Origin of the sequence: Actinomyces dentalis DSM 19115, from assembly GCF_000429225.1 — a bacterium.
In the GTDB taxonomy this organism is placed as follows: Bacteria; Actinomycetota; Actinomycetes; order Actinomycetales; family Actinomycetaceae; genus Actinomyces; species Actinomyces dentalis.
In genome coordinates this window covers 1-12,126 of record NZ_AUBL01000032.1, presented here as the reverse complement: position 1 = coordinate 12,126, position 12,126 = coordinate 1, and the positions used below count along the sequence as shown (strand labels likewise).

At 75.3% G+C, this 12,126-nt stretch carries 10 protein-coding genes, 1 pseudogene and 1 riboswitch; of the genes and pseudogenes, 2 read left to right on the top strand and 9 right to left on the bottom strand.

Going from position 1 to position 12,126, the window contains the following annotated elements; genetic code table 11:
* Positions 1–3 precede the first annotated feature (3 nt).
* Positions 4–1,491 carry a coiled-coil domain-containing protein gene (locus G446_RS16825; protein WP_156916582.1) on the top strand — a complete coding sequence of 496 codons (1,488 nt, stop codon included), beginning with the start codon at positions 4–6 and terminating at the stop codon, positions 1,489–1,491.
* A 153-nt stretch (positions 1,492–1,644) separates the two neighbouring features.
* Positions 1,645–2,133, top strand: coding sequence for a hypothetical protein (locus G446_RS0108325; protein ID WP_026409812.1), 489 nt, complete (start codon positions 1,645–1,647; stop codon positions 2,131–2,133).
* 69 nt (positions 2,134–2,202) lie between these two features.
* Here G446_RS0108325 and G446_RS0108320 read toward each other — a convergent pair whose 3' ends face one another.
* From G446_RS0108320 to G446_RS16805, 9 genes and pseudogenes are all read right to left on the bottom strand, one after another.
* Complete coding sequence (locus G446_RS0108320) at positions 2,203–2,499, bottom strand: Rv1322 family protein (RefSeq protein WP_026409811.1); 297 nt, start codon at positions 2,497–2,499, stop codon at positions 2,203–2,205.
* Positions 2,500–2,720: 221 nt separating this feature from the next.
* Positions 2,721–3,707, bottom strand: a complete 987-nt coding sequence (locus tag G446_RS0108315; RefSeq protein ID WP_026409810.1) for a malate dehydrogenase — start codon at positions 3,705–3,707, stop codon at positions 2,721–2,723.
* A gap of 218 nt (positions 3,708–3,925) precedes the next feature.
* Positions 3,926–4,552: pseudogene (locus tag G446_RS16820) on the bottom strand (cation:dicarboxylate symporter family transporter); the annotation flags it as partial.
* Positions 4,553–4,581: 29 nt separating this feature from the next.
* Entirely contained in the window at positions 4,582–4,998 is a 417-nt protein-coding gene (locus G446_RS21435) for a hypothetical protein (RefSeq protein ID WP_342664150.1), read from the bottom strand.
* A gap of 157 nt (positions 4,999–5,155) precedes the next feature.
* Entirely contained in the window at positions 5,156–7,021 is a 1,866-nt protein-coding gene (purH, locus tag G446_RS0108300; RefSeq protein ID WP_034469797.1) for a bifunctional phosphoribosylaminoimidazolecarboxamide formyltransferase/IMP cyclohydrolase, read from the bottom strand.
* A gap of 24 nt (positions 7,022–7,045) precedes the next feature.
* Positions 7,046–7,133: riboswitch (ZMP/ZTP riboswitch) on the bottom strand.
* Positions 7,134–7,439: 306 nt separating this feature from the next.
* Complete coding sequence (locus G446_RS16815) at positions 7,440–9,044, bottom strand: cell division protein PerM (RefSeq protein ID WP_051285790.1); 1,605 nt, start codon at positions 9,042–9,044, stop codon at positions 7,440–7,442.
* A gap of 32 nt (positions 9,045–9,076) precedes the next feature.
* Positions 9,077–10,015 (bottom strand): succinate--CoA ligase subunit alpha, encoded by a 939-nt coding sequence (gene sucD, locus G446_RS0108290; protein WP_026409807.1) that lies wholly within the window; start codon positions 10,013–10,015, stop codon positions 9,077–9,079.
* 4 nt (positions 10,016–10,019) lie between these two features.
* Complete coding sequence (sucC, locus tag G446_RS16810) at positions 10,020–11,348, bottom strand: ADP-forming succinate--CoA ligase subunit beta (protein ID WP_342664151.1); 1,329 nt, start codon at positions 11,346–11,348, stop codon at positions 10,020–10,022.
* A gap of 333 nt (positions 11,349–11,681) precedes the next feature.
* Positions 11,682–12,002 carry a hypothetical protein gene (locus G446_RS16805; RefSeq protein ID WP_034469800.1) on the bottom strand — a complete coding sequence of 107 codons (321 nt, stop codon included), beginning with the start codon at positions 12,000–12,002 and terminating at the stop codon, positions 11,682–11,684.
* Positions 12,003–12,126 lie beyond the last annotated feature (124 nt).

Below are 12,126 nucleotides of genomic sequence, written 5' to 3'. Positions count from 1 at the left end.
ACCGTGGCAGACGGGACAGAAGAATTCGCCATCACCATGCGCGGCTACGACCGCGCCCAAGTCGATCAGCGCATGGAGGCCGTGCGCCGCCAGCTCGCCGAGGCGCGCCGCGAGGTCGCCGCCCTCGACCAGCGCGCCATGACGCTGGCGGGGGAGCTGGCCGACGCCCAGCGGCGCCTGCGCGAGTCGGACAAGCCCACTTACGCCGGACTGGGCTCGCGCATCGAGCACCTCCTGCGCAGCGCCGAGGAGCAGTCCGCCTCGATGAAGTCCAAGGCCGACGCCGACGCGGAGGCCCTGCTGGCCCGTGCCCGCACGAACGCCAGCCGGCTGGCCAAGCGCTCCTCCTCGGAGGCCGCCTCGCTCCTGGCGGACGCCCGCCGCGAGGCCTCCGAGCTGCGCAGCCGCTCCGAGTCGGAGTCCTCGACGATCCTCGCCAACGCGCAGGCCCGCGCCGACGAGCTCGTCTCGGCCGCCGAGCGCAAAGCCGCGCAGACCACCGCGGAGGCGGACTCCGCGGCCACCGGTGTGCGCGCGACCGCGGAGCGCGAGGCCCAGCTCGTCGTCACGCAGGCCCGCAAGGCCGCCGCCGAGCTCGCCGTCTCCTCCGAGCGCGAGGCCTCCGAGATGCGCGCCTCGGCCGCGGCCGAGGCCGAGGACATGCGGCGCACGGCGAGCGAGGAGGCCCAGCTGACGCTGGACAAGGCCCGCACCGAGGCCGCTTCGCTGCGCCGTCAGGCCAAGGAGGAGTCCGAGGCCGTCCGCGCCGAGACCACCGAGATGCGCCAGAAGGCCACGCTGGAGATCGCCGCGGCCCACGAGGCGGCCGCCCAGGAGGACGCCGCGGCCCACGACGCCACCGCCGAGCGCATCCGCGAGATGAACGAGCAGGCCCAGGCCCAGGCGGCCGAGGCGGAGGCCCGGGTCCAGGAGGCCATCGAGCGGGCCGAGGCGGTGCGCAACCAGACCGACGTCGCCGCTCGCGAGAAGACGGTCGAGGCCGAGCGCCACGCCGAGGAGACCCTCAACCAGGCCCGCGAGGAGGCCGACCGGATCCTGGAGGACGCCCGCACCAACGCGGAGGCGAACCTCGCCGCCGCGGCCCGCCAGGTCAGGGAGCTGGAGCGTCAGCGCGAGTCCGTGGCCTCCTACCTGGAGGAGATGCGCGGCGTCCTCGGCGGCGCGGCCCCGCAGGTCGCGGTGCTGTCCGAGGCCATCAGCACCGCGCTCAACACCCCCGACGAGTCGGAGGGCGGCGAGCGGGCCGATGACGAGGCCAAGGACGCCGAGACGACCGACGACGAGGAGGAGTCGTCCGCCAAGGCCGACGACGACGCTCAGACGGAGGTCATGATCGGCCTGGCCAACGACATCAAGGCCGCCGGACCGGCGCCCGCGCCCCCGGCTCCCCCCGCCCCGGCGAGGAGGTCCGCCTCCTCCGCCCGGCCCAGGCGCAACACCACGAAGACGCCGGCCAGGCAGCGGGCCTGAGGGCGCGCCGTCGGGCACGGCCTCATCGAGGCCCCGTAATCGAGCGGGCGCGGTCGCCAGTCGATCGCGCCCGCTCGTCGTCCCCGCCCCTGGTCCCGCGGCGAGCGCCGCCCGGGGGCCGATGCCGCCCCGCGTCTCCGGTAGCCTGTGATCATGGCCGCAGACGAACCCGGCGCCTCCGCCCGGTCCCCCGCACCATCCCCGCGAGATCCGTCGGGCTGGGCGGACCGGCGCCGCGCCGCCGCCGCCGAGCGCGCCCGGATGCTGCGGGCCCGGCAGGACGCCGAGCACGCCCGGGCCGCGCGGATCGTCGGGCTCTTCGTCCGGGTCGCCCGCGCCGAGGGGCTCGCCCCCGAGCCCCTGCGGGTCCAGGGCTACGGCGGCGGGGCCGCGCGCACGTCCCTGAGGGGCTGGTACCTGCGCGCCGATCGGACGGTGGCCATCGACGTCGACGGCCGCTTCTACGTCCTGTCGAAGCCGTTGACCGTGCGCGAGCGGCTGTTCGGCGCCGCGCCCGACGCCGAGCCGGTGCCCATGACCATCGGCGAGGGCGGCCGCGACGGGGACGTCGTGCCCCTGCGCTTCGCCCTGGACCGTCTGCTGCCGGGCTGGGAGTCCCGCTCCCCCGAGCCCCTGGCCTGACCCGCATCGGCGGGCGCGGTCCCGGGCGACGTCGCCCCCTCCCCGAGCCCCGGCCCGGGCGCGCGACCCTCACCCCCGCCACAGGCCGCGGTCCCAGCAGCTCGTGTGCCAGTGGCGGCGCTCCTCCAGCCCCCGGTCGGGCCCGAAGAGGGACTCGTTGGACCAGGCGACGACGTGCGCGGCGCCCGGCGCGATCGTGCGGTGGCAGCCCGGGCAGGTGTAGGCCTTGTTCCCGCCGCGCACGCGCCTGACCGTGAACTCCGCTCCCCCGGGGCCGATCTGCGTGCGGGGCACCGAGGCGAGCCGGGAGACGTCGAGGGGGATGTGACCCGCGCCGTAGGGCCGCTTCGAGTGTCGCCGTGCCATGGGGCAGTCCTATGCCACGCCGGAGATCGGGGCAAGTGAGATCGCCCGGCGCGGGCGGTGGCGTGATCCGGTCCGCGCCCCGTTGGCGGGGCGCGCCCGAGCGAGTCCGGGCCCCGCACCGGCGTCGGTGCGGGGCCCGGACTCGCTCGGGCGGGGCCGGAACGGGCCGGAACGGGACCGGCGTCGCGCCGGCCGGCCCGGTCAGCGGCTCGCGGGAGCGCTCAGATGAGGCCCATCCCCTTGACCGTGGTCCTCTCCTCGACCAGCTCGGCGGCGGAGGCGTCGATCCTGGCGCGGGAGAACTCGTCGATCTCCAGGCCCTGGACGATCTTCCACTCCCCGCCCTCGGAGGTGCAGGGGAAGGAGGAGATGACGCCCTCGGGCACGCCGTAGGAGCCGTCGGACATGATCGAGGCGGAGGTCCAGGAGTAGCCCTTGACGCCCAGGCACCAGTCGCGCACGTGGTCGATGGCGGCCGAGGCGGCCGAGGCGGCCGAGGAGGCGCCGCGGGCGGCGATAATGGCGGCGCCGCGCTTGGCGACGGTGGGGATGAAGTCCTCCTCGACCCAGGCGCGGTCGGCGAGGATGTCCGTGATCGGCGCGCCCTTGACGGTGGCGTGGGTCAGGTCGGGGTACTGGGTGGAGGAGTGGTTGCCCCACACGGTGACCCTGTCGATGTCGGTGACGTGGCAGCCGGCCCTGGCGGCCAGCTGGGCCAGGGCGCGGTTGTGGTCCAGGCGGGTCATCGCGGTGAAGCGGGAGGCCGGGACGTCCTTGGCGTGCGAGGCCGCGATGAGGGCGTTGGTGTTGGCCGGGTTGCCCACGACCAGGACCTTGATGTCCTGGGCGGCGGCGCCCAGGGCCTCGCCCTGGGGGCCGAAGATGCCGCCGTTGGCGCTGAGCAGGTCGGAGCGCTCCATGCCGGCCTTGCGCGGCATGGAGCCGACCAGGAAGGCGATATTGGCGCCGTCGAAGGCCCGCGTCGGGTCGTCGAAGATGTCGACGTCGCCCAGCGTCGGGAAGGCGGAGTCGAACAGCTCCATGGCGGTGCCCTCGGCGGCCTTGACGGCCTGCGGGATCTCGAGCAGGCGGAGGTTGACGCGCTGGTCCGGGCCGAGCAGAGCGCCCGAGGCGATGCGGAAGAGCAGGGCGTAACCGATATTTCCGGCGGCACCGGTGACGGTGACGTTGACGGGGGCGTTGGCCATGAAGACTCCTTCTCGATGGTGTCGCACGGGCCACGAGCGCCGCGGCCCACGGCACGAGCCTACGGTGCGCGGTCGGCGGCGGCCCAGAACAATGGGCTCGCCGCCCGTGTAATCCCGCTCATAAGTGAGTCTCCGGCCCGGCCGGGGCCTCCGCCGCGGCGCCGGGCCGGGCCCTCGGCGCCGGACCCGCGGCGCCGGACCCGCGGCGGTCCGGGCCCTCAGCTCGCGGCGTCGGGCCCGGCGGCCTCGGCGGAGGCGGCCAGCTCCTCGGGGCTGACCACGCCCTCGACACTCACGCGGTCCAGGTACTTCATCCCGTCGAAGGACAGCTCGCGGGCGTTCTCCGGATCGCCGTCGGCGCCGAAGCGGCCGCCCGCGAGCCGGTCGACGACGATCGCGATGGCGCCGTCGCCGGTGACATTGGTGGCCGTGCCGAAGGAGTCCATGGCGATGTAGGTGGCGATCATGAGGGCGACCTGCGCGTCGTCGAAGCCGAGCATGGAGGACAGCAGCCCCGTGGCCGCCATAATGGCCCCGCCGGGAACGCCCGGGGCGGCGACCATGGTGATGCCGAGCATGAAGATGAAGCCCACCCACTGCACGGCCGACACGCCCAGCCCCTGGGTGAACACGATGGCGAAGGCGAAGGCGAAGATCTTCGACGTCGAGCCGGCCAGGTGGATGGTGGCGCACAGCGGGACGGTGAAGGAGGCCACCGCGTCGGATACGCCGTTCCTCTTCGTCTGCGCCAGCGTCACGGGGATCGTCGCCGCCGAGGAGGACGTGCCCAGGGCGGTGAGGTAGGCGGGCATCATCATGCCCAGCGCCCGGGCGGGGTTCTTGCGCCCGGCGCGCGCAGGCTCCCGGCCCCTCCCTACAGGGCCCGCGGGAGGTTGGCGTAGAAGCTCAGGGCCGCCAGGGCGGCGGCCAGGAGGATCCCGAAGACAACGTCGAAGGGGCGGCTGCGCGCCGCGATCCAGGTGCCGTCGGGCCGCTGGAGGCGCACGAGGGCGAGGACGAAGACGAGGGCGGCCAGCCACAGGACCGACAGGCGCCGGTGCCCGAGCAGGGACATTGCGGGCACGGCCGCCAGCCCCGCCCCCACGCAGATCACGCCGATCATGCGGTAGGGCTCCTGGTTCGCACTGGAGTGGACCTGCGGCCGCAGCCAGGCGAGCACGCGGGACTCCTTGTTCGCCTTGGCGACCAGGTCGGCGGCGGCCCGGTCCCGGGCGGCCCTGTCCCGGTCCCGGGCGGCCCCGTCGCGGTCGTGCTGATCCTGCTGAGTCACGGCGCCCATGCTAGCCGCCGCGAGCGCGCGCTTCGCCCCGGCCGCCGCCCGGACCTGCCGGACGACCAGGCCGGCGGCCCGGCCCGTCCCTCCCGGCCGCCCGGGCGGGCCGTTCCCCGGCCGCCCGGACGCTCGGCCGCCGCGCCCCCGCGGGCCGTCAGTGGGCGAAGTGGCGGGCGCCGGTGAGGTACATGGTGACGCCGGCGGCCCTCGCGGCCTCGATGACCTCGCCGTCGCGGATGGAGCCGCCGGGCTGGACGACGGCCCTCACCCCGGCGTCGATGAGGACCTGGAGGCCGTCGGCGAAGGGGAAGAAGGCGTCGGAGGCGGCCACGGCGCCCCGCGCCCGCTCGGGCGGCGCGGCGGCCAGGACCTCGGTCGCGGCGGCCCCGCCGACGGCGCCCCTCTCCGCCCCGCTCCCCCGGTCCTCCTGCTTCCGCCGGCCGCCGGCGGCGTCGCCGGTGGAGCGCAGGCCCAGGGTGTTGGCCCGCTCGACGGCCAGCCGGCACGAGTCGACGCGGTTGACCTGCCCCATGCCCACGCCGACGGTCGCGCCGTCCCTGGCCAGCAGGATCGCGTTGGAGCGCACCGAGCGGATGGTCCGCCAGGCGAAACTCAGGTCGGCCAGCGTCGCGGCGTCCGCCGCCTCGCCGGCCACGAGCCGCCAGGCGGCGGGGTCGGCGTCGCCGGCCTGGTAGGTGTCGCGCTCCTGGATGACGGCGCCGCCGGTCACCTGCTTGATCTCGTAGCCGCCCCGCGCCGGGGGCTCGACGACGAGCAGGCGCAGGTTCTTCTTGGCCGACAGGATCTGCACGGCCTCCTCCTCGAAGGCGGGCGCGGCGACGACCTCGGTGAAGATCGGCTTGATCTGGCGGGCCATGTCCGCGGTGACGGGGGCGTTGGCGGCGATGACGCCGCCGTAGGCGGACACGGGGTCGCAGGCGTGGGCCCTGCGGTGGGCCTCGGCGACGTCGCCGGCGGCGGAGACGGCGATGCCGCAGGGGTTGGCGTGCTTGACGACGGCGACGGCGACGGCGTCGTGGTCGTAGGCGGCCCGCAGGGCGGCGTCGGTGTCGGTGTAGTTGTTGTAGCTCATGGCCTTGCCGTGGATCTGGCGGGCGTTGGCGACGCCGCCCCCCGAGCCGGGCAGGGTGTAGACGGCGGCGCGCTGGTGCGGGTTCTCCCCGTAGCGCAGGGCGGCCAGGCGCTGGTAGCCGACGCCGATGTAGGCGGGCGGGGCGCCCCGGCCCGCGCCCCCGGTCCGATCGGGGCCCGCGGCCGGGCCCGCGCCCCCGGTCCGATCGGGGCCCCCGGCCCCGGCCCCGGCGGCGGCTCCGTCGACCCCATCCTCCGCGGCCCCGTCGGCCTCGATCTGCTCGGCCAGCCAGGTGGCCACGGCGGCGTCGTAGGCGGCGGTGTGGGCGAAGGCGGCGGCCGCCAGCGCGCGACGGGCGGCCAGGGTGAAGCCGCCGTCGGCGACGGCCCGCGCGACCTCGCCGTACCGGGCCGGGTCGGTCACGACGGCGACCGTGGGGTGGTTCTTGGCCGCGGCCCGCACCATGGCCGGGCCGCCGATGTCGATCTGCTCGACGCAGGCGTCGAAGGGGGCTCCGGAGGCGACCGTGCCGGTGAAGGGGTAGAGGTTGACCACGACCAGGTCGATGGGGGCGATGCCGAGGTCCTTGATCCGCTCCAGGTGGTCGGGCTTGCGGCGGTCGGCGAGGATGCCGGCGTGGACGGCCGGGTGGAGCGTCTTGACCCGGCCCTCCAGGCACTCGGGGAAGCCGGTGACCTGCTCCACCGGGGTCACCGCGATTCCGGCGGAGGCGATGGCGGCCGCCGTCGAGCCGGTGGAGACGATCTCGACGCCAGCGCCGGCCAGCGCCGCGGCCAGATCGAGCAGGCCCGTCTTGTCGTAGACGGAGATCAGGGCCCGTTCAACGGGCACCCGGTCCGGGCTGGTCGGCCCCCCGGCGGGGACGCGGGGTGCTAGGACGGCGGACTCGGGCTGCGTGGTGGACACGGGCGCTCCTGGTGCGATCGGTCTGGGGGGCGCCCAGGCGGACGACGCCCCCGCTCATGATCCGGTGCCGCTCCCCGGTGGTGACCCACCCTCGCCAGTCGCGGCCGCGCCCAGGGTACCGCGCGCCCGCCGTCCGCGCCCGGGCTGTCCGGTTCACTCAGCGCGCCGCGGCCCGCGGCCGCCCTCCCGGGGCGCCATGTCCCGCCTCGGGCGGGCCCTCGGCGGCGCGGTTTGTCCAAATCTGTTGCAAAGGCCCGGATCGAGTCGCGGCGCCGGAGGAGGATCGTTGATATTCCGCGCTTTTCTCCGCGGCTGATCCCGGCCCGGAGCGCCTTTGCAACAGATTTGGACAACCCCTCGCCCGGGCGAGTCTCAGGAGCCCCACCCGCACCACCGCGCTCGCGCCCTGCGGGCCCGGTCAATCCTCCCCCGTCGACCGGTCGCGCTCCGAGGCGCGCTCGCGCCAGCCGGCGAAGAGCCTGGAGCGCTGGGCCCGGCTCGCCCGGAATCGCGGCAGCCCCGCGTCCGGCGGCTCCGCGTCCTCCGACCACGGCTCCTCCTCGCGGGCCCGCCCTCGGCGGGGCTCCCGGCGGGTCCGGCGGTCCTCCCCCCGTCCCGTCTCCCACGACGCCTCCGACTCTCTCTGCTCCGTCTTCTCCCGCTTCCCCCGGTCCGTCTTCTCCGGCGCCGTCCCCTCCTGCTCCGCATCCCGGGCGGCGCGCCCCTCCGTGCTCCGATCGCGCACCATCCCCAGGCCCTCCTCCACGCGCTCGCGCGCGCTCTGCGCCGCGGCCTCGGCCGCCTGCGCCGTCGAACGCACTCCGCGCTCGGTCAGGATCCGGGTCGCCGGATGGGTGACCAGGGCGCCCGCGACCAGGCCGACGCCGACCTCGACGAGGACCAGCAGCACCGTCATCACCGTGAAGGGCCCCGTGCGCGCCAGGCGCCCCGGGCCGATCGGCCCCGAGGCGGCCGCGCAGACCGCCGCCGTGCCGACGCCGACGAGGCCGGCGGCGGCCAGCGCCGCGATCACGGCCCGCCCCAGGGTCAGCCCGGCCAGCTCGCGGCGTCGGATCCACACGACGACGAGCGCCGCCACGGTCACGACCAGGGGCAGGTACAGGCCGAGCCGGGAGCCCTCGCCCCCCAGCGGCCCGGCGGGCAGCAGACCCAGCAGCGGCAGGACCGGCACGGCGCCGGCCTGGACGTGGTCCGGGCTGAAGGTCGTCCCCCGCCCGACGGCGAAGCCCGGCCCCGCCACCCAGGACAGGGCCCACACGATCACGGTGGGGGCCCAGCCGAGCTGGAGGAGGATCAGCCCGGCCGTGGCGACGATCCCGCCGGCGCTCAGCGCGCCGTGCAGTCGGGACATGCGTCCGGCGCCGCCGATGAGGGCGGCCAGCCCCGCGAGGCAGGCGACGACGGCCAGGGCCGCCGCGGTGGTGCGGGCCAGGGCGAGGGCCGGATCCGCCCACGGCGGTCGACGGGCCCACCGGTCCGCGAGCCCCACCGGCAACCGGCCGGCCCGGCCCAGGGACCACACGACGACGAGGGCGCTGATGACCCCGACGCCGAGGACCGCGGGCCAGGTCCGCGAGCCCGCCGGTCCGCTCAGGGCGGCCACCGCCGCCGCCGTGAGCACGGAGGTCGTCACGGTCCACGCGCCCGCGCGGGATCCGCTCAGCCGGGCCCGGCGCACCGAGCTGCGCGCGATGAGAGCCTGCAGCAGGGTCACCCCCAGCAGCGGCAGGCCGAGGACCCCGGCGGGCGAGGACGCCCGGCCGTAGGAGCCGCCCAGGCCCAGGCTCCACAGCCCCGTGCCCACCCGCAGCGCCTTGCCCAGGGACAGGGCGGCGGCCGCGTCCATGGAGGAGGTGGTCACGAAGACGGCGAGCACGGGCAGCAGGACCACGAGCCAGGCGCCGATGACGAGCTCGACGCCGGCGCGCACGGCGAAGAACCAGTCGGGCGGCACCAGGAGCGCCCGCAGATCGCCGATCCGCCCGCCGCGTCCGAACCTCATGCCGTTCAGTCCCCGTTGACCGCCCGCGGCGCTCACGCCCGCCCGCCCGCGAGCCCCCGGTAGAGCTCGCGGGCGATGTCGGCGGTCAGGCTGGGGGTGCGGCCCACGCGCACGCCCGCCGCCTCCAGGGCGGCCCTCTTAGCCTCGGCGGTGCCCGAGGAGCCGGAGACGATGGCCCCGGCGTGGCCCATGGTCCGGCCCTCCGGGGCGGTGAAGCCGGCGACGTAGGCGACGACGGGCGTGGTCATGCACTCGCGGATGTAGGCGGCGGCCCGCTCCTCGGCGTCGCCGCCGATCTCGCCGATCATGACCACCAGGCGGGTGTCGGGGTCCGCCTCGAAGGCGGCCAGGGCGTCGATGTGGGTGGTGCCGACCACGGGGTCCCCGCCGATGCCGATGCAGGTGGTGAAGCCGAGGTCGCGCAGCTCGTGCATGAGCTGGTAGGTCAGCGTGCCGGACTTGGACACCAGGCCGAGGGGCCCGGGGCCGGTGATGTCGGGCGGGGTGATGCCCGCGTTCGAGCGCCCCGGGGAGATGATGCCGGGGCAGTTGGGGCCGATGATCCGCGCGCCGCGCTCGGCGGCGTAGGCGCGGACGTAGACGGTGTCGGCCACCGGGACGCCCTCGGTGATGACGACGACGAGGCGCACGCCGGCGTCGACGGCCTCGACGATGGCGCTCCTGGCGTGGGCCGGGGGCACGAACACGACGGAGACGTCGGCGCCGGTGGCCTCGCGGGCGCCGACGACGGTGCCGTGGACGGGGATCTCGACGGCGCCGGCACGGACGTCGCCCGCGCCGGGGCCCAGGGGGGCGACGTCGAAGGCGACGGAGGTGCCGGCCTTGCGGGGGTTGACGCCCGCGACGATCTTCGTGCCGGCGGACAGCATGCGGGCCGTGTGCTTGCGGCCCTCCGAGCCGGTCATGCCCTGGACGATGACGCGGTCGGCCTCGGTCAGGAAGATGCTCATGGTCTCAGGCCCCCTGCTGGACGGCGGTGTGCTGGGCGGTGGTGCGCTGCTCGCCGCCTCGTCGAGCGGCGTCCGGCTGTTCAGCGTCCGGCCGGGCGGCGGCGTCCCGCCGTTCAGCGTCCGGATACTCGGTGACGCGCTGGGCGATGGCGGTGACGACGTCGGCGGCCCCGTCCATGGTGTCGACGACCCTCACGCCGTCGATGGCGGCCTCGGCGAGGATCCTCCGGCCGAGCTCGGCGTTGTTGCCGTCCAGGCGCACGACGATCGGCCTGTCGAAGTCCGGCAGGGAGCCGACGGCGGTGACGATGCCCTCGGCGATGGTGTCGCAGGAGGTGATGCCGCCGAAGACGTTGACGAGGATGGCGCGCACCTGCGGGTCGGAGGCGACCACCTCCAGGCCGGTGGCCATCATCTCGGCCGACGAGCCGCCGCCCAGGTCGAGGAAGTTGGCGGGCCTCATGCCCCCGTGGGCCCGTCCGGCCGCGGCGACGACGTCGAGGGTGGACATGACCAGGCCGGCGCCGTTGCCGAGCACCCCGACCTGGCCGTCCAGGCGCACGTAGTTCAGCCCGGCCTCCTTGGCGCGGGCCTCGAGCGGGTCGACGCCGGCGGTGTCCTTGAGGGCGGCGCGCTCGGGGTGTCGGAAGGCGGCGTTGTCGTCGAGGCTGACCTTGCCGTCCAGGGCGAGGACGTCCCCCCCCGGGGTGAGCACGAGGGGGTTGACCTCGACCAGGGTGGCGTCCTCGGCGGTGAAGACTCCCCAGAGTTTGATGATGACGGCGGCCACGGCGTCGGCGGCGGGGCCGGGCTCGAAGCCGGCGGCCTTCACGACGCGCGCGGCGACGTCGGCGGTGACGCCCTGAAGCGGGTCGACGCCGATGCGGGCCAGGGCCTCGGGGCGCTCGGCGGCGAGGGTCTCGATGTCCATGCCGCCCTCGCGCGAGCACATGACGAGGTAGCGGTGCTCGGCGCGGTCCAGGAGGAGGGCGACGTAGAGCTCGGAGGCGATCTCGACGCCGTCGGCCACCAGGACGGCGCGCACGGGGTGGCCCTTGATGTCCATGCCGAGGATCTCGGCGGCCCTGGCCCCGGCCTCCTCGGCGGTTCGGGCGGGCTTGACGCCCCCGGCCTTGCCTCGCCCGCCGGTCTTGACCTGCGCCTTGACGACGACCAGGCGCGAGCCGCGGTCGAACATGTCCTGGGCGGCCCGGCGCGCCTGCTCGGGCGTGGTGGCGAGAGCGCCGGGCGGCACGGGCACCCCGTGCCGGTCGAACAGGTCCCTTGCCTGGTACTCGTACAGGTCCATGCGGTCGTCCTTCCGGGTCGTGATCCCGATGGCGGGGCGGCCCCGCCCCGGCGCGGGCGGCGCGGGGCGGGTGGCTCCGTGGGGGAGCCTACGCACCGCGGCCCGCGCGCGCACGAACCCGTCGGGCGGGTCGGGACCAAGGTCCGGCTGGGGCGGCGCGGGGTGCGGGGCGGGGCGCGAGGCCGCCGGCGGATTCATGGCGGCGTTCTCCTGCTTGGACCACTTGTGTTCCGTTGGACCACCTGGTTCACGAAATACGGTGGTCCAACCGCATTTAAGTGGTCCGAGCAGATCGGCCGCGTCACGACATGCGAGACGCCGTCCCACCATGCGGGCGATCTGAATAACCTTCTGCGTTCAGCGGTCGGCCCTGGGGTAGCCGTCCTGCCACGGGTAGCGCTCCAGGATCTCGTTCAGCCTCCCCGCGTCCAGCAGACGCCCGATCTCAACGATCGTCTCGTCATCGGGGGCGTGGAAGCTGAAGGGGGGCAGAGAGTCCGCCTCCACGTCCTCGATGAAGATCCACCGGTCGGTGAGAACGCCGACGCCGTAATTCCCCTTCCCGAATCCGACGTCGACGTGCTCCTCATCGGCATTGGCGAGGTCGGCCAGCAGGGCCGGGATCTCCTCGGGGCCGTTATCGGTCATATCGCCGAGCACCCACATGAACGACAGCATTCTTCTTCTCCTTCTCGGTCGCGCATTAACCTCGATCTTTCATCGTCTGGTTGGGTGGGGTTGGGCGGCGTCGTTGCCGGTGCTGCGGGGTTGATTGTGGCATGGGGGTGTGGTGGTTCGCCGC

Excerpts from the sequence above, each read along its gene's own strand:
- G446_RS0108325 (WP_026409812.1), top strand. The coding sequence starts at position 1,645 with ATGGCCGCAGACGAACCCGGCGCCTCCGCCCGGTCCCCCGCACCATCC.
- G446_RS0108320 (WP_026409811.1), bottom strand. The coding sequence starts at position 2,499 with ATGGCACGGCGACACTCGAAGCGGCCCTACGGCGCGGGTCACATCCCC.
- G446_RS0108315 (WP_026409810.1), bottom strand. The coding sequence starts at position 3,707 with ATGGCCAACGCCCCCGTCAACGTCACCGTCACCGGTGCCGCCGGAAAT.
- G446_RS16815 (WP_051285790.1), bottom strand. The coding sequence starts at position 9,044 with ATGAGGTTCGGACGCGGCGGGCGGATCGGCGATCTGCGGGCGCTCCTG.
- sucD (WP_026409807.1), bottom strand. The coding sequence starts at position 10,015 with ATGAGCATCTTCCTGACCGAGGCCGACCGCGTCATCGTCCAGGGCATG.
- G446_RS16805 (WP_034469800.1), bottom strand. The coding sequence starts at position 12,002 with ATGCTGTCGTTCATGTGGGTGCTCGGCGATATGACCGATAACGGCCCC.